The following is a 17041-nucleotide window of genomic DNA, read 5'->3' on the forward strand; positions in this document are numbered from 1 at the left end:
GGTTGGTGGTCGATATGGACATCGGCGTACACACCCCGCCGCTGGCGGACGAATCGCTCGAGGGGGCACTCTCGTACCTCGACGAACTCGGCGTGAGCGCGATCGAACCGGGCGTCGGCGGCCATCCGGGACAGGACCACCTCCCGCGGGCCGAATACCTCGCCAACGACGTCGAACAACAGGAGGTTCGAAACCTCCTCGACGAGCACGACATGCGGATCAGCGCGCTCGCGACGCACAACAACCCGCTGCACCCGGACGACGAGCGGGCCGAGCGGGCGGACACGGAACTGCGCGAGGCGATCGAGTTGGCCGATCAGCTCGACGTCGACGCCGTCACCTGTTTCTCCGGCCTCCCCGCCGGGGGGCCGAACGACGAGGTCCCCAACTGGATCACGGCCCCCTGGCCGCCGGAACACGACGAGGCGCTCGAGTACCAGTGGGAGCAAGCGGTGGCCTACTGGAGCGATCTCAACGAGTACGCCGACGAGCACGGCGTCGACGTCGCGATCGAGATGCACCCGAACATGCTGGTCTACGAACCCCACGGGATGGCCCGACTGCGCGAGAAGACGGGGGAGCGTATCGGGGCGAACTTCGATCCGTCCCACCTCTACTGGCAAGGGATCACGATCACCGACGCGATCCGCTACCTCGGCGAGCGCGACGCGATCCACCACGTCCACGCTAAGGACACCAAGATCTACGACGCCCAGGCCCGCGAGAAGGGCGTCCTCGATACGACCGCCTACGACGACGAGCCGAACCGCTCGTGGCTCTTCCGCTCGGTCGGCTACGGCCACGGCGAGGGCCACTGGAAGGACATCGTCTCGACGCTACGGATGGTCGGCTACGACGGCGCGCTGAGCATCGAACACGAGGATTCGCTGACCAGCTCTCGGGAGGGCCTCGAGAAGGCCGTCGACCTGCTCGAGCGAGCGGTTTTCGAGACGGAACCGGGCGAAGCCTACTGGGCCGAATAGGAGGGCGGTTCTCGCGCCTCGAGTGCGGGCCTAGTCCTCAAGCGAGAACTCGATGGAGCCGTCGGCGACCGATCGGTCGTTGATGTCGACGCGACCGTCGCTGCAGACCGTGATCTCGTACCCCTCGTACTCGAGGACGACCCGTGCGGTCGTCGAACCGGCTGCGGGCTGGAACAGTCGGTCTAGCGCCTCGGGGTTGACCACGGCGTACAGCGGCTCGTATGCCGGCGGTTCGACGTCGGTGACGTCGATGCCCTCGTGGGCGGCGATCGCCTCGATGACGGCCTGGCTGGGTGCCACCGCATCGGACGACGGGTCGGACGAAGCGGACATAGCCGTCGCTACATCGAACGGCCCGATAAGCGTAGCGGCTCTCAAACCCTCGTGACAAAGCGCCCGTACAATCCGTTAGCCGACGGTATTTCGCCGTTCTGAAATCCGTCGTCGGATATTGTCTGACGAAATCGGCGGTCCGAACAGACGTCGCCGGAGACGCCGGGCGACTACTCGGCGGCCTCCGGACGAATGAATCGATCGACCGCGGTCCGGAACTGCGGGCTCACCTGATACCAGAGCCAGCAGCTGACGCCAGCGGAGATCAGCGACGTGGCGACGATCCCGAACGTCGCCACCAGATAGGCCGTCGAGCCCTCGCCGCCGACCGCGAACACGTTCGCCGGGTTGTCGTGGACGAAGAAGAAGTAGCAGACGAACCACGCGGTCGGCAACAACGCGCCCACGAGCAACGGCGCTCCGTAGATGTAGTTTCGCAGCCAGACCAATCCGAGCGCAATTAGGGGGCCGATGACGCCGACGACCAGCAGAAAGGCGGGCTGGCCCTGCGTAAACGTCGCGCCCACCGTCGACTGGGCGAGGGCGAACAACCCCATGATGACGTAGTACGTCAGTACCGGGACCGTGACGATGAGTCGGGGATCCACGTACTACGATGGCGACCTATTCGTCTTAACCGTTATTACCATCGTTCCGATAGGTTCGTCGTCGCCCGGCGACGGAACACAGTTGGGAATTTCGTCTCCTTCCGAGCGCTCCGTCGATCGAACGGTGCGGCTTGAGACAGATCGACGTCGTTCGGCGGTGTTCGACGGCGGTAAGCGCCTCATTATGCTGTGGCCGGCCGTGAGTATTGTGAGTACATTTCTATCATATCTCGTGTCATTCATAGTAACAAGACCATAACGAAACCGAATACGGTGGGACCGCTGCGTATGCGAGGTCAGGGGAGACCGAACCGGGAGTCGGCATCGGTGGGACTACGGATCGTCCTCGAGATTGTCTTCGGCCGCGACGACGGTGGGACGATCGTCGAGGAGTGCCGGCGCTGCGGGACGAGCCGCGAGCCAGATGGCGTGTCCTGCCCGACCTGTGGCTGCGACGGCGTCGCGCGGTACCGTATCGAGTGACGGACGTACCCGACTGTACTCACTAGTTCTCGGCCGTTGACGACTGAACGACCGCCGTCGGCGCTTCCCAGACGGTCCGCTATCCGCCGTCGTTCGAACGGGCCGTCACTCGAGGGGTAAGGCACTCGTGTCGATCGCGTTCCGCCGGCCGTCCAGCACCGGGAAACGCTCGGCGCGCCGCGACTCGAGCCAGTAGAGCAGTCGCTCGGCCCATTCGAGTTTGCGCGCTTTGGGCGGGTCGACAGCGGGGTCCTCGAGGTCCCATCCGACAAAGGTGAGTTCCGCGGCGCCGAGGTGGTCGGTGAGGAAAGCCGCTCGGTCGCCGTCGGTGAACCCCCCGAAGTTCCGGACCGGCCCGCGCGGCGCGGCCTGCGTCGTCGGGAGGACGAACTCGCTCGCGCAGTCGGGGACGACGTCGCGAACGAGGGGGACGTTGTCGCCGTGGGCGTGGACCGCGACCGGCGTCCCCTCGAGGGTCAACCGACGGACGGTCTCGGGGTTCTTGTCTAAATCCGTCACCATGCAGTCGGCGTCGATCCCGTTCGCTGTCAGCGTATCGACCGCCGTCGAGGCCGCGACGACGGCGTCGGCCGCCCGCGCCCGCTCGAGGGAAGACTCCGACTCGAGGGACGGGCCGGCACCGGCGACCGCCACCGTGGCGTCCCGAAGGTTCGAGAGTTGGTCGAGATCGAAGTCGTCGGTCAGCGAGGCCAGGACGTCGCGGGCTCGTTCGTCGCCGGTTCGATCGTAGCCGAAATCGCGACAGATCGCCTCGTAGACGGGCACCCACTCGTCGAACTCCATGGTCGTACTGGCGGCCGGAGTCCTATCGGTGTTCGGACTCATCGCTAGCCGAGACGAGAACCGTCGACCCGGTCGAGCCGTCACTGGTCGACGTAAGGCCACAATAATTCCGTGTTGTGGGCCGGGAGTCGCCTCCAAAGTACCCCTACCCGGGAGGCCGCCCGGCGTCCACTCCCTCTTTTTGAAGCCTCCGGTATAAGCTTTCTCTTACTCAAGCATTTGCGCGAGCGACTCCCCGACCGAAGAAAGATCTCCGTCTTCGTCACGAAGACACGTTTTGACGGCGGAAATTCCAGTTACCGAGCCGACGATCAATACCTGGTTATTGGTACCGCGATACGCGGATGCGTCGGCATCGTCGACGATCGACCGAATGCGGTCTCGATCCTCGCTCTGGAGTCCGTCGACCTCGATCGCGAGCGCGTACCAGTCGTCGGCGACGGCGGGATCGACACCGCGTTCGTCGAGATACGCGCGCAGTTCCCGACTCGAGTGCACGTCGAGTCGGGTCACCGAAAGGTCGTCGTCGACGCTCCGCGAGCGCTCGGTGAACGCGTCGCCGATCAGGGCCGCGTCGCGCGTCTCGGCGACGTCGTGGGTCCGGATCACGTGCGCGCCGCGCTCGACGGCCATCGACGTGGCCGCGAGGCTGACCGGGAGTCGCTCGTCGGTCTCGCGGCCGGCGATCTCGCCGAGGAAGTTCTTCCGGTTGATCGAGACCAGCATCGGCCGGTCGAGCGCGCGGAACTCGCGCAGTCGGCGGAAGGTCTCGCGGTCGTCCTCGAGGGTCTGGGCCTCGCTCCAGCCGCCGAAGGCGGGGTCGACGATCGTCTTGTCGGTCAGGCCGTTCTGCTTGAGGGCCTCGTAGATCTGGTCGACGTAGTCGGCCCGCTCGGCCCAGTCCGCTGACTTGCGCGCAGCCCAGTCCGTTTCCTCTACGGCCCCCGGCCGTTCGAGGTTCGGCGGACTCGCCATCTTCGCGACGGCGACGTCGTACTCCTCGCAGACGGTCGGCATCTCCGGATCCGCGAAGCCGGCGATGTCGTTGACCATGTCGAACCCCTTCGAGAGGGCTGTGTCGGCCACCTCGGCGTAGCGGGTCTCGATGGAGAAGACGGCGTCTCCGGAGACGCTCTCGATCGTCTCGAGGGCGACGTGGAGACGCTCGAGTTCCTCGTCGGCGGAGAGCACGTCGAACCGTTTGTTCGCCGACTCGAGGCCGATGTCGACGATATCGGCGCCGTCGCCGATGAGTTCCTCGTCGACGTACTGGGCTGCCTCGCCGGGGTCGTCGTAGACGCTGGGATCGTAGGGAGACTCCTCGCTGACGTTCAACACGCCCATAATGCGGGGCGGATGGTCGTCACCGATCCCCAGCCCCGCAGCGTCGACGTTGTGCATACCCGATCTGAGGAGAGGAAACGGAAATGACCCCCGGTTCCGGCGTATTCGGCGACCGGGCGATACGGAAATCGTTCTCGGCGTGCAACTACGCAGCGTCGTCGCCGTCGTCCTCGAGGACGGCAAGCCGCGAGTCCCGCAAGAGCACCTTCTTGACGATCGAGGGGTTCTCGAGCAGTCGGTGTTTGGCGTGGGCGCCGCGGCCGCGCCCGCGACCCTCGCGTTCGGACTGGATCACGTTGAGGAAGTTCTGTTCCTGGAGGATCTCCTGGACGCGCCGTTCGGAGAGCACGTCGAAGTCGAGTTGTCGGGCGACCTCCTTGTACTGGTTGTAGATAATCTTCGTCGGAAACTCCTTCTCCGTGCTGTTCTCGGTCAGCAGCGTCAGCGAGTAGAGAATGGCCTTGGCCTGCTGGGGCGAGCCCTCGATGAGTTCGTTGAAGCGGTCGGCCTCGGTCTTCTCCTTGGCGTCGCGGACGTGATCGGCGGTTACCCGAGTCGCGTTCTGTTTCTTCGCGATGCGACCGGCGTTGCGGAGGATGTCAATCGCCTTGCGCGCGTCGCCGTGTTCCTGTGCCGCCAGCGCCGCCGTGAGGGGAATGACGTCGTCCGAGAGCACGCCGTCGTGGAAGGCGTCGCGCCGCTTCTCCAAGATTTCGACCAGCTGGTTGGCGTCATACGGCGAGAAGACGAGTTCGTCGCGAGAGAGACTGGATTTGACGCGTTCCGAGAGGTGATCGGGAAAGTCGATCTTGTTAGAGATGCCGATGATGCCGATACTCGAGTCCGATATCCGCCGGTTTTCTCCCGCACGGGAGAGTTTCCGGAGGACTTCGTCGTCCTCGAGCATATCAATCTCGTCTAAGATGACGATGGTGACGTCGGTGCAGTGATCGATCGCCTGCCAGAGTCGCTTGTAGTAGTCGCCGGTGCCGAGGCCGCGATCGGGGATGGAGACGCCGCTCCGATCGGGTTCGTTGACGATCTGGGCGATCGTCTTCACGATCGACGCCTCAGTGTTTTGCTCGCCGCAGTCGATGAAGGCGTACTTGACGGTGATGTCGTCGCGCTGTGCTTCGGAAATTACCCGCTGGGTGATCGAACGGGAGATGAGTGACTTGCCGGTTCCGGTCTTGCCGAAGATGAACAGGTGGTTGGGTTCGCTCCCGAAAATAGCCGGGTTCAGGGCGTCCGCAACCCGTTGCATCTGCTCGTCGCGCCCGACGATCCGATCCGGACCGGGCAGGTGCGTAATCTCGAGCAGGCGCTCGTCGGCGAAGACCGGATCGTCGTACCGAAAGAGCGGGTCTCGATCGTCGTTTGCGGACATTGCGGTACCCCGTGGCTTCCCGCTGGATTGAAATAAAGGTATGGAGATCGCTCGCGGATGTAAATGTCGACTGTAAGGCCGTAAGACGGTCGCAACTGTCCGCGTCAGTTATTCTGATAGGAGACGGCGGCCTCGCGCTTCTAACCGCGGCGGCGACTCAGGCGTGTCAAACACAGACACCCCCGTCGCGGATGTAACGCTGACATCGGTCAACCGCCGAACTTCGATTCGCCGTCGAAGCCGGGAGAATCGAGCGGAGACATCACGGAAGTGAGAAGAACCCGTTCGAGAGCCGGGATAGCGGGTGATTTTGCCCCCTGTGCGACGCGCGTCTGACACGGAGGGGACACACACCCCCGTCGCGTTTGTAACGGGAACAGTGGGGAGGGGGTTGCAGAATTATCCCGGATTTCGACGAGATTCGGGGCATCGACCCGCCGAATTTACATCCGCGACACTGGTGTGTTCCACGAAGAGACCCCCACACCTAGATGGCGTTACAAACGCGATGGGGGTGTGTGTCCCCTCAACAACTCCGACGGACACCATCGTTCGAGGACGGATCAGCCCAAAACTGCTCAGATAGTCCACAGCGTCGGGAAACACGAATCCAGGAACGCCAGTGAGCCAACTCATTCCAGAAAACGTGGATCCGACGACTCCACCGATCGTCTTCGAACCCGCCTAGACTAGTTCTAGATCTAGTTCTAGCTAGTCTAGAACGAAGTTAGTTAGATAAAGTAGGTTAACAGTCGCTGCCAACGTGATCCTCCTAAGGGGGAGTAGACGCTGTTCAAACGAAACCATCTGACCTCCCGAACGCGTCCCTTTTGCCACCGCAGCAGATAGTCGAGGTATGATCGACGCGTCTCTCGAGTCGCCGCCCTCTCAGTCCGTCGACTCGAGTTGTGGACTCCCGTGGCGACGTGTGCGGACGGACGGAACCGAAACGGATACACGGCTCCTCGAGCCGATATCCTCCATCGAACGATGACTCCCGAGCCGTCCGCGACCGAGCCGCCGTCCGATCGGACCCCGCCAGCGGTCGCCGTCGTCGACGCCCAGTTCCCGGGAAACGTCGGCACCATCGCTCGAGCGATGAAGAACTTCGGATTCGAGGACCTCCTGCTGGTCGATCCGCCGGAACTCGATCCCGACGGAGAGGCCTACGGATTCGCGGGCCACGCCCGCGAGGACGTGCTTCCGAACGCGACGGAGATCTCGTTCGACCGGCTCGTCGCGGAGTATCACACGATCGGCTGTACGGCGGTCACCAACGAGGACGACCGGAGTCACGTCCGGTTCCCGTTTTCGACGCCCGCAGACCTCGCGGAGCGACTGCCGACCGTCGAGGCGCCGACGGCGCTGGTCTTCGGTCGCGAACGCGTCGGGCTGACGAACGAGGAACTCGCCCGCATCGACGAGATCTGTTCGATCCCGGCCAGCGCCGAGTACCCCGTCCTCAACCTCGGCCAGGCCGCGACGATCACGCTGTACGAACTGCGCTCGCTGGCCCTCGACGACGACGAGACCCAGCTGCCGGACGTCGAACGCGTCCGCGCCCCAGAACCGACGGTCGATCGTCTCTACGATCAGTGGGCAGACCTCCTCGGCGAGATTAACCATCCCGAAGAGAAACGCGACAAGACGATGCGGATGCTCCGGCGCGTGTTCGGCCGCGCGGATCTGACCGAACGCGAGGCGAACACGCTGCTCGGCATCCTTCGGCGGGCGACCGAACGACCCGCCGAGAACCGAGGACGCGAGTAACGGCCTCGAGACGAGCTTCGAGAAGAGAAATTCGGACTCGAATCCGGCTGATCGCCGAGTCGAACGTCTTACTGGGATTTGGCCGCCGCGGTCTCGTGTTCAGTCGTTCGAGATGCTTCTTCCCTGGCAACCAACTGCCCCGTCTCGGTGACGGTCCCGAGCCAGCCGCACTCGGGGCAGGCGAACAGCCCCTGGCCGTCGATCAGCGAGGCGCCGCAGTCCGGACAGCCGTCGGTCCCCGAATCCGCGGCCGCCGTCTCTTCGGGTTCGCCGCCGAGTGGCGTGGGAAGCTCTCCGGTTCGGAGCGCGGCGATAGCCTCGTCAGTCGTGTACGTCTCGTCGGCGTTCTCGTCGGTATGCGGGAACACGCCGACCAGTTCGTCGTCCGCGTAGAGCTCGAGACAGAGCATCGGCATGATCAGCACGTCGGTCGTCTCGCCGCTGATCTGGTTGGTCGCGGTGCGCTCCCGAAACGGCGGTCGGATGCTCACGCCTTGGCGGTCCGCCCACCCATCGAAGCGCTCGACGCTCTCGAGGGCCTCCTGATAGGGCGTGTCGTCGGTCAGCGTGACCTCCTTGGGCCAACTGCGCAGCAACAGGTCGTCGACAGCGCCCTCGGACTCGCAGGCGCGGAGGGTCTCGACCTGCCTGTCGACCGGCTCGAGCAGCAGCGGTGCGCGAACGTGGCAGACGGCCGTGATCTCGGTTGATTGTGTGTCTGGCGTCATTGGTTCAGTGTTTGTTCGACCAACGTGTGTCCTGATAAAGATTTTCGACGCCGCAGATATCCGACACTAGCCATCCAGCGGGACTGTTCGTCTCGATCGAAATTCGGCAGTTGTCGGAATCTGACGGTCTCTCTCTTCCTCACGTCGACGAGACATTCCTACTTCGAGGTCGTAGTCGAGCGCGTTTCGAGTGCCGACCGCAGCAGCGTCCGGAGCGCGCCGCGCTTGACGATGGCGAAGCCCGCGAGGATCGTCACCAACCCGAGGAGCATCACCGAGTCGACGACGTAGCCGAGCGCGATCCAGCTAACGCCCATCGCGACGACCGGTTCCGCGTAGCTGACCAGGCTGACCTGCGTCGCCCCGCTTCGGTCGAGCAGTTCGAAATAGAGGAGGAATGCGAACACGCCGGAGACGAGCGTCAGATAGCCGTAGGAGACCAGCGCCGATAGGGTCGGATCGATCGCCGCGACCGATTCACCCCGGAGGGCCGCCCAGCACAACAGCACCGCGCCGCCGACGAGCATCGCCCACGCCTGGAGCGTCTCGAGCGGAAGCTCCGAGTCGATCGGTCGCACGAACACGCTGCCGAGGGCGAACGCGACGGCCGAGGCGAACACCAGCGCGGCCCCGACGGTGACGTCGTCGCCGAGCGACCCGGGGGACGGCTGGACCACGGCGATGACGCCGACCAGCCCGAGCACGAAGCCGACGACGCCGCCGAGAGAGAGCCGTTCCTCCGGAAGGACGAGGCCGGCGAACGCCGCCGTGAGGATCGGGGCCGTACTGACGAGCGTCGCCGCGACCGCGCCCGAGACGTACAGTTCGCCGAGGTATAACAGCCCGTGATAGAGCGCGATGACGAAGACGCCGGCGACGCTTACCGCTAGCCACTCCGCCCGCCCTCGCGGCCGCGTGCGATCGGTCACGACGGTCGCGTACCCGAAGACGACCGCGCCGGCGACCGTGTAGCGGAGCCCGGCGAACAGCAGCGGCGGCACGTGCTCGAGTCCGATCTCGATCGCCACGAACGACGTTCCCCAGCAGAGCGCGAGCATCGAAAAGAGCACCGCTTCGCGGTACCTGCTCGGCACTGAATCGAACAGTTTCATATCCGCTTCGGAAATCGTCGCTATATTTAGGCTCTTCTACAAGCGAGCGGATTTCCCTGGATTGAAAACCACACATATGGATGTCTTCCGAGTAGCCATCCACAGCTGGCACCGATGTTGTAGATAACTCCAATTACTTCGGTCGGAAGACACATCCCGCTACCCGGCCAACCCCCGTTCATGGCCATCGACGAACGCGACGTGCGCCTGCTGAAGGCGATCGCCGAACTCGAGACGGGGAGCCCGGAACGGCTCCACGAGGCGACCGGCATTCCGGTCTCGACGATCCACTACCGGCTCAACAACCTCCGGGAGGAGGGGATCATCGCGAACGATCGCTACGAAATCGACCTCGAGGAACTCGGGCTCGGCGTCACCGTCTTAGTCGAGGTTCACGCCGACTATCAGGGCTCCTACGAGGAGTTCGCAGACCGATTGCTGACCGTCGAGGGGGTCACGAACGTCTACTTCACGATGGGCGAGACGGATTTCATCGTGATCGCGCGACTGAGCGGCAGCGAGATGGTCGAGCGATTGATCGCCGAGTTCGAGCAGCTCGAGGGCGTCGAGCGGACTGACTCGACGTTCGTCATCTCGGCGATCGAGGAACGGGACGCGCTCCAGAGCTACGAGTTGGAGACGCTGCTCGAGGAACTGACTGACGAGTGAGAATCGACTGACTCGATCGAAGTACTGAACCGAATTGAGACGGACTCGAGGCGGGGTCGGGGTTCCTACGCGCGCTTCTGGATCTCCTCGCGGAGGAGTTCGCTCACAAGGTCGCCGTCCGCCTTGCCGCGCAGGGCGCCCATGCACTCGCCCATGAGGCCCGAGAACGCCTGCATCCCCTCTTCTTCGACCTGCTCCTCGTTGCGCTCGACAACCTCGGCGACGGCATCGCGGACCTCCTCTTCGTCGGCGCCCCCGAGGCCGGCTTCGTCGGCCGCCTCCTCGGCGGTCCGATCCGGCTCCTCGGCCAGCGCGGTCAACAGGTCCGGCACGCCCTCGTTGGGGAGGTCCCCGCTCTCGGCCATCTCGAACACGCCCTCGAGGTGCTCCCGCTCGAGGTTCTCGACGGGGACGTCGTCCCGGCGGAGTTCGGTCAGCGTCGACTCGAGGGTCGACGCCGCGAGCGTCGGATCGATGCCGTCGGCGACGACATCCTCGAACAGTGGCATGTACTCGCCGTAGGCGACCTGCTCGGCCAGCCCCTCGCCGAGGCCGTACTCGTCCTGGTAGCGCTCGACCTTCTCGGTTAGCAGTTCGGGTTCCGGAACCTCGCTCGGATCGGGCTCGACCGGCGGGACGTCGGTCTCGGGGTACATCCGCGCCGCGCCCGGGAGCGGGCGCAGGTAGCGGGTCGTCCCGTCGTCGTTCGCGTCGCGGGTCTCCTCGGGGACGCCCTCGAGGGCGGTCGCGGCGCGCTCGGCGGCGGCGTCGATCGCCGACTCGGCGACGTCGGTGTCAGCGGCGACGATGGCGACGGCGTCCTCGGGCCCGGCGCCGACGGCCTCGCGCAGGTCGTCGACCTCGTCTTCTGTCACGCCGTAGGCCGGCAGTTCGTCCGTATGGAAGATCCCGCCGGCGCCGTGGCGCTTGGCGTGATCGGAGAGTTCGGTCCCCAGACGGCGGTCGGGGGCAATCTCGCGGCCGACGATGCCGTCGAAGCCGTAGAGCGGCACTGCGGTGACGGAGCCGCCCGAGTTCAGCGCCCCCGAAATAACGCCGCTCTCGGTGTCCTCGAAGACGTCCGTCACGTCCTGGACCTCACCCACGGAGGCCTCGCGCTCGGTGAGTTCCTCGGCGATGTCGACGAGTTCGGCCTGCCGGCCGACCTCGTTGCGGACGATGTCGTCGATGTCGTCGAGACTCTGGACGCCCTTGATCTCGACGCGGGCGCCCTCTTCGATGGAGACGTTGACGTCCTGGCGGATCGTCCCGAGCCCGCGCTTGACCTTCCCCGTTGAGCGCAGAAGCATCCCGATCCGCTCGGCGGCCTCGAGGGCCTGCTCGGGCGTCGAGATGTCCGGACTCGTGCCGATCTCGACCAGCGGAATCCCCAGTCGATCGAGACTGTAGCGCACCCCGTCGTCGGTCTCCTCGACGCGCTGGGCGCTCTCCTCTTCGAGCAGCATATCCTCGATTCCCACGGCACCTTCGCTGGTCTCGATCTCGCCCTCGGTGGCGATCAGCGTCGAGCGCTGGAACCCCGTCGTGTTCGAGCCGTCGACGACGATCTTGCGCATCACGTGGGCCTGATCGACCGGTTTCATGTCCATCAGCTGGGCAATCTCGAGGGCCGTCTCGAGGGCCTCCGCGTCCAACTCGTGGGGCGGTTCGTCGTCCTCCTCGACGAGACAGGTCGTATCGTACGCGAGATACTCGAACTCGCGGTCGACCTTGCTTTCCTCTAAGGCGGCCTGGTCGATCTCGCCCAGTTCGCTCCGCGTCGGGTGGAGATAGCGCGTGAAGCTGCGCGTCGACTCCTCCGGTTCGCGGAGCTCGGTCGGACACTGGCAGAACAGCTTCGTCGCCGTGTCGAGTTGCTGGTGGATCTCCAGCCCGGCGACGAGTCCGAGCTCGTCGTAATCGTACTCGCTCATTGACGGCCACTCGGAGGCGGAACGGTAAAAAACCGTCCAGTTACGGTCGGACCGACGGTGGTCCCGTTTCGTCCCTCGTCGGAGACTCCCGTGTGCCGATAGACTCGAGGCCGAGGCCTCTGCACGGGTTCGTGTGTTTCTTCGAGTTGACGCAACACCCCTCCTTCAACGAGCGGATCTGCGGAACGAGCGAAGTAGGGAGCGGTACATTCATTAGCGCGTTCCGACGTACGCTTGCCTATCATGGGGCAACGGGACCAATTCAACGGGGACGCGAAGGTGCTGCATCACCGCGCGGTGAGAACGCCGCTGCCGAATCTCGAGGCCGAGCGGGTGTTCCACGAGAACATGATGACCGTCGCGGCGGCCCGCGAGCGGAAGGCGGACCTGCTCGCCGACCCCGATGTCCCGCTACTGGACGCCTACGAGGCGGAACTCGAGCGCGTCGCCGAGAGCTTCGAGCGGCGGCTCCGCCGGATCGTCGGCGACGACTACCGCGAGGTCGCCATGGCCCACCACCGCGGCGAGCGCGACGATCGACTCGGGGAACTCGCCGCGTACTACGTCGAGGGGCTCTGGCGCATCCAGCAGCGAACGACCGTGACGGACATGCTGTTCTCGCCGCTCATCCTCCGCTACCCCGACAGCTTTACGACGAACATCCGATTCGCCGGCAGCTACACCACGCCGAAATCGATCCGCTACGAGTCGCCGGAGCACTCGTCGGAAGTGTTGACCGACGATCACGCGGAGATCTACTACAGCGAGAGCGTCTACACGCAACAGTACGCAGCGGAGTACCTTAGGGAAACGGCGGCGCTCATCCGCGAAGCGTTTCCTGACCCCGACGAAACGAGCGTCGGGGAACGCGAGTATGGCGGTATCGTCTCCGCGGGCGGTCGGCGCGGATCGGAATTCTCTGCGATGCTCGAACGCGTCGAACCCGATCCGAATCGCTTCTCGGAACCGATCGACGAGCCGACGCTCGTCGAAGCGGGGCCGGAAGCGAGACGGACGGAACGAGCGCTCCGTCTCAAGGGGGAGATCGTCGGCTGATCGCCGCGTTGCAGTCGCACGAGCAAGCCCAACGGCTACGCCCCGCTGTCCGCTCACTCGAGTATGGTCAGGCTCTCCACGATCGTACTCTTGCTCGCGATCGTCCTCGGTATCGGTCTCATCCCGATCCCCGTCATCCCCGGCGTCGGCATCGTCGTCGGAATTTCGGGAATCGTGATCGGAATCATCCTCCGCGTCCTCGGGCACTGAGCGCAGTCGTTCGAGTCCCCACTGGAACGCCCACACTCGACACTCGAGGAAGATCACGCTAAACGAGCGGAACCCAGTCTTCACCGTTTGATCACTCGCTCGAGTTCTCGTCCGCCGACTCGTTGTTTTCCATTCCGTGATCGTGCTCCTCGTGGCTGCTGTGGGACTCGAGGTCGAACCCCTCGCCCAGTTCGACGTCGCCGCGCATCGCCTCGGGGTGGTACTCGCAGTAGTACTCCGCGGCGTCCTCGCTGGCCTCGAACGTCATCGATACCGCCTCGCCCGCTTCCTCCGAGGAGTCGGACTCCTCGAGTTCCTCGCCGTCCGCGGTCTCGATGATCAGTTCGTGTTCGGCGCCGTCGACGTTGATCCAAACCAATTCGTACTCCGTCCCCGCAGCGAGGTCCAGCGTCGGGTTCTCCTCGCCTTCGATCTCCTCGGGCGCGATGCCGTACCAGTACTCGCTCCGGCCGGCGAGGATGATTGGTGTCTGGTCGGCGTCGTCACCCATACCCTCGTGAGCGTCCCCGCTGCTCTCGTTACTCTCGTTCTCTTGGGCGGTCGCCGCAGTTGCCAGTCCGCTCGCGGCGGCCGTCGCGCCGATGAGCCGCAGTGCCGTCCGTCGGGTCGGATCGTAATCACTCATGTGTTGCGAGATCCGGCGACTGGAGAAAAAGCCACGCACCCGTCTCTCGAGAAACGACGTTCTATGTCCGGTTAGAGCGCGATTTGCGCGCAAAACTGCGTTAAACTAGCTCTAGCTCGGAGAAACGGCCGCGATTTTCGCCCGAGTGCGTGCGCGTTGCAAGTGGTCTCGACGACAGCCCTCGGTCCGGTCGACTGCAGGATCGATCGGCGTCTCCCCGCGAACGCCTTCGGGCCGACTGCGAGTCGACGATCGCTCGGTCTTCCGCCCGAAACGTATGTCACTAACAAATCAAATAATGGACGATATTGGCGATTGTATTGAACGGTGCGGCTTTACACCGATTTCCAGTCAAGTAAATTAGGTAATAGAACGAGCCGTCTCATGAAATCTGTTCTCGAGTCTGGATATCTTCTAATTGAGGCCCAAAAGCAATATATAAGGGTGGAATTTGCCCGGACAATGTCCGATCGCATCTACAGCATAGATGCAATGCGCATCATTGCGATGGCGTTTATTATCACAATACACACAGACCCGTTCAGAGGGGTCGGTGCACGCGGCGATATCCTCAACTTCGTTATAGATTCGTCGGCGCGGTTCGCGGTGCCGTTCTTTTTCGTGACGTCCGGATACTTTTTCGCCCGCAAGATCGCTCACTGCGATCCGGTTGAGTATTTCGCCGAGCGAGTGGCGACAATCTCGTCGATCTACGTGTTCGGACTGTTACTCTCTGCGCCGGTGTTCCTCGCGGGGTGGGTCGTCCGCGCCGGTATCGAGAACCGAGACATCGCGAGCACCGTCGTGCTCAAACTGACCGAGTTCGTCTCGCCGCTCGCACTCCTGTACTACGGCAATTCGGTGAGCGAGATCCTCTGGTTCCTGCCGGCGCTGCTCTTCTCGCTCGCGATCATCTGTTTGTTCGTCGTCTTCGACGCCACGAAATACCTGGTTCCGATTTCGCTCGGCCTCCACGTCGTCGGCCTCCTCGGGTCGAGCTACACGATGTTCATGGATGTTCCGTTCGAAGTCAGAGACGCGCTGTTCTTCGGATTCTTTTACACCAGCCTCGGGTACGCGCTCCACTCGAGCGAGTGGCGACCGAGTGCCGATCGAAGCGCGCTCTTTCTCGGCGCAACCGTCCTCTTCGGCGCACTCCACCTGGGCGAACGATACGTTCTGGGATACGTCGTGACGGACGAGACGTTGGGTCACGGCGTCTATACGTCGAGTTACACGATCGCGACGGCGCTGGTCACGCTCTCGCTGTTCCTGTTTCTCCTGTCGCGCCCGACGCTCGGCGCACGGACGCCGCTCCCCGACTGGGGGAAGTACGCCGTCGGCGTTTACGTCGCGCATCCTGCCGTTCTGTTCGCGCTCGAGACGACGGCCGACGTGCTCGAAGGGATGGGATACGAGATTCAAACCACGCTCCTGTGGCACTTCGCGTTGACTCCGGCGACTTTCTTCGGGGCCTTGGTCGTCTATATCGGGGCACATCGCGTCGGTGCGATCGAGATCGGCGGCTCCCACCTCCCGAGCGTTCGATCGATCGGGAAATACGTGCAGCGTCAGTAGGCGTCGGCGTCGTCGCGGTCGGCGTCACCGACCGGTTCAGTCGTTCGAGGACTCGGCCGACACGCCCGAACCCGAGTCGCCGTCCGACGAACTCGAGCTGGTCTCCGACGAGTCGAAATCGACGACCGAGCGCGCCGAATCCCGGTCGCTTTCGAGCGCGTTCCGGATCGCCTCGAGGACCGTCTCCGGGGTCGCCATGACCCCTCGCTCCCGTTCCGGAGACGCGATCGGTCCCTCTCGAGACGTGTCGTCTTCCGCCCGCGTCGCGATGACGACCGCGTCGGCCATCGTCTCGAGCGACTCGAGGAGCCGCCGCGTCCCCGTGCCATCGGAGTCGACCACGCTCTCGGTCACGACCGTCGCGTCGGCGTTCCGAACGCGGTCCTCGAACGCCGTCAGGTCGGCCGGCGAGAGCGACTCGAACGGCGCCACCTCGAGCCGGTCGATCTCGAGCGAGCGAGCGGTTTCGGCCGCCGTATCGCCGCTCGTGACGGGCCCGACGGAAACGTCGATCCACTCTCCCGCCGTCACGAGTCGAGCGACGACGCCCGCGGCGGTCCGTCCGGTTCCGAGGACGTGGACGGAAACGCGACGGTCGCTTTCGTCCTCACTGTGATTCCCGATTCCGGCGTCGTTCGGGAACGCCGTCACCGTCTCCGTCCCCGTGATCGGATTCCGCGTAACCGTCGCGGTCGCGTCGAAGACGTCCGAAAGCGACTCTCCGGTCAGGACGTCCGCCGGCCGCCCGTTCCGGTAGACTTCGCCGTCGGCGAGCATCACCAGCCGGTCGCAGTAGCGCGCGGCCAGCTCGAGGTCGTGGATCGCCGCGCAGACGGTCCGGCCCTCCGCGACCAGCTCGCGGACCAACTCGAGGGTCTCGAGCTGGTGGTTGACGTCGAGGCTCGCCGTCGGTTCGTCGAGCAGCATGACGGGGGTCGCCTGCGCGATCGCCCGCGCGAGGACGACGCGCTGGCGCTGGCCGCCGCTGACCTCGTCGATCGGCCGGTCCGCCAACTCGGCGGTGCGGGTACGCTCGAGGGCCCGTTCGACTACCGCGCGGTCCTCCGGCCTCGGTCCCGAGAACCGCGAGCGGTGGGGGTGGCGCCCCATCTCGACGACGTCGCGAACGGGGAAGGAAAACGACAGCGTCGTGTCCTGCGGAACGACCGAGACCAACTGGCTCGAGCGCTTCGAGGGGACATCGTGGACGTCGATGCCGTCGACGGTGACTGTTCCCGAATCGGGCTCGAGCGCGCCGCTGATCAGCCGCAGGAGGGTCGTCTTCCCGGCGCCGTTGGGGCCGACGAAGCCGACGAACTCGCCGGGGTCGACGGTCAGCGAGACGTTCTCGAGTACCGGGAGGTCGCCGAAGGAACGCGAGATGCCGTCGACGGCG

At 64.5% G+C, this 17041-nt stretch carries 16 protein-coding genes and 1 pseudogene; 7 read left to right on the top strand and 10 right to left on the bottom strand.

Annotated features, from left to right (window positions below; genetic code table 11):
• The first annotated feature begins 14 nt into the window (after positions 1 to 14).
• A complete protein-coding gene (locus EH209_RS20285; protein ID WP_126664640.1) occupies positions 15 to 983 on the top strand; it encodes a sugar phosphate isomerase/epimerase family protein in 969 nt (322 codons plus the stop codon).
• 30 nt (positions 984 to 1013) lie between these two features.
• Here EH209_RS20285 and EH209_RS20290 read toward each other — a convergent pair whose 3' ends face one another.
• Positions 1014 to 1316 carry a HalOD1 output domain-containing protein gene (locus EH209_RS20290; protein ID WP_126664641.1) on the bottom strand — a complete coding sequence of 101 codons (303 nt, stop codon included), beginning with the start codon at positions 1314 to 1316 and terminating at the stop codon, positions 1014 to 1016.
• A gap of 170 nt (positions 1317 to 1486) precedes the next feature.
• Complete coding sequence (locus tag EH209_RS20295) at positions 1487 to 1924, bottom strand: hypothetical protein (protein WP_126664642.1); 438 nt, start codon at positions 1922 to 1924, stop codon at positions 1487 to 1489.
• A 327-nt stretch (positions 1925 to 2251) separates the two neighbouring features.
• Between EH209_RS20295 and EH209_RS24260 the strand changes: the two genes are divergently transcribed.
• Positions 2252 to 2407 (top strand): hypothetical protein, encoded by a 156-nt coding sequence (locus EH209_RS24260; RefSeq protein WP_229380158.1) that lies wholly within the window; start codon positions 2252 to 2254, stop codon positions 2405 to 2407.
• A gap of 105 nt (positions 2408 to 2512) precedes the next feature.
• Here EH209_RS24260 and EH209_RS20300 read toward each other — a convergent pair whose 3' ends face one another.
• From EH209_RS20300 to EH209_RS20310, 3 genes are all read right to left on the bottom strand, one after another.
• Positions 2513 to 3211, bottom strand: a complete 699-nt coding sequence (locus EH209_RS20300) for a 6-hydroxymethylpterin diphosphokinase MptE-like protein (protein ID WP_126664643.1) — start codon at positions 3209 to 3211, stop codon at positions 2513 to 2515.
• 207 nt (positions 3212 to 3418) lie between these two features.
• Entirely contained in the window at positions 3419 to 4612 is a 1194-nt protein-coding gene (folP, locus tag EH209_RS20305) for a dihydropteroate synthase (RefSeq protein ID WP_126664644.1), read from the bottom strand.
• A gap of 88 nt (positions 4613 to 4700) precedes the next feature.
• Complete coding sequence (locus EH209_RS20310; protein ID WP_126664645.1) at positions 4701 to 5942, bottom strand: Cdc6/Cdc18 family protein; 1242 nt, start codon at positions 5940 to 5942, stop codon at positions 4701 to 4703.
• Positions 5943 to 6932: 990 nt separating this feature from the next.
• Between EH209_RS20310 and EH209_RS20315 the strand changes: the two genes are divergently transcribed.
• Positions 6933 to 7712 carry an RNA methyltransferase gene (locus EH209_RS20315; protein ID WP_126664646.1) on the top strand — a complete coding sequence of 260 codons (780 nt, stop codon included), beginning with the start codon at positions 6933 to 6935 and terminating at the stop codon, positions 7710 to 7712.
• Between the two features lie 68 nt (positions 7713 to 7780).
• On the opposite strand, the gene EH209_RS20320 is transcribed toward EH209_RS20315, so the two are convergent.
• Together EH209_RS20320 and EH209_RS20325 are read right to left on the bottom strand one after the other, a co-directional pair.
• Positions 7781 to 8440 (bottom strand): HTH domain-containing protein, encoded by a 660-nt coding sequence (locus tag EH209_RS20320; protein ID WP_126664647.1) that lies wholly within the window; start codon positions 8438 to 8440, stop codon positions 7781 to 7783.
• A 158-nt stretch (positions 8441 to 8598) separates the two neighbouring features.
• Entirely contained in the window at positions 8599 to 9552 is a 954-nt protein-coding gene (locus EH209_RS20325; RefSeq protein ID WP_126664648.1) for a DMT family transporter, read from the bottom strand.
• A 186-nt stretch (positions 9553 to 9738) separates the two neighbouring features.
• Between EH209_RS20325 and EH209_RS20330 the strand changes: the two genes are divergently transcribed.
• A complete protein-coding gene (locus EH209_RS20330; protein WP_126664829.1) occupies positions 9739 to 10221 on the top strand; it encodes an Lrp/AsnC family transcriptional regulator in 483 nt (160 codons plus the stop codon).
• 65 nt (positions 10222 to 10286) lie between these two features.
• On the opposite strand, the gene gatE is transcribed toward EH209_RS20330, so the two are convergent.
• Positions 10287 to 12155 carry a Glu-tRNA(Gln) amidotransferase subunit GatE gene (gene gatE, locus EH209_RS20335; protein WP_126664649.1) on the bottom strand — a complete coding sequence of 623 codons (1869 nt, stop codon included), beginning with the start codon at positions 12153 to 12155 and terminating at the stop codon, positions 10287 to 10289.
• A 243-nt stretch (positions 12156 to 12398) separates the two neighbouring features.
• Between gatE and EH209_RS20340 the strand changes: the two genes are divergently transcribed.
• Both EH209_RS20340 and EH209_RS24265 read left to right on the top strand, forming a co-directional pair.
• On the top strand, positions 12399 to 13211 hold the full coding sequence (locus EH209_RS20340; RefSeq protein WP_394343711.1) for a hypothetical protein: 813 nt from the start codon (positions 12399 to 12401) through the stop codon (positions 13209 to 13211).
• A 63-nt stretch (positions 13212 to 13274) separates the two neighbouring features.
• Positions 13275 to 13421, top strand: coding sequence for a hypothetical protein (locus tag EH209_RS24265; RefSeq protein WP_164722099.1), 147 nt, complete (start codon positions 13275 to 13277; stop codon positions 13419 to 13421).
• A gap of 91 nt (positions 13422 to 13512) precedes the next feature.
• On the opposite strand, the gene EH209_RS20345 is transcribed toward EH209_RS24265, so the two are convergent.
• Positions 13513 to 14067 (bottom strand): hypothetical protein, encoded by a 555-nt coding sequence (locus EH209_RS20345; RefSeq protein ID WP_126664650.1) that lies wholly within the window; start codon positions 14065 to 14067, stop codon positions 13513 to 13515.
• Between the two features lie 462 nt (positions 14068 to 14529).
• Between EH209_RS20345 and EH209_RS20350 the strand changes: the two genes are divergently transcribed.
• Positions 14530 to 15645, top strand: coding sequence for an acyltransferase family protein (locus EH209_RS20350; protein ID WP_126664651.1), 1116 nt, complete (start codon positions 14530 to 14532; stop codon positions 15643 to 15645).
• Between the two features lie 36 nt (positions 15646 to 15681).
• On the opposite strand, the pseudogene EH209_RS20355 reads toward EH209_RS20350, so the two are convergent.
• A pseudogene (locus EH209_RS20355) lies at positions 15682 to 16986 on the bottom strand (ATP-binding cassette domain-containing protein); the annotation flags it as partial.
• Positions 16987 to 17041 lie beyond the last annotated feature (55 nt).

Origin of the sequence: Haloterrigena salifodinae (genome assembly GCF_003977755.1) — an archaeon.
Taxonomy (GTDB): Archaea; Halobacteriota; Halobacteria; order Halobacteriales; family Natrialbaceae; genus Haloterrigena; species Haloterrigena salifodinae.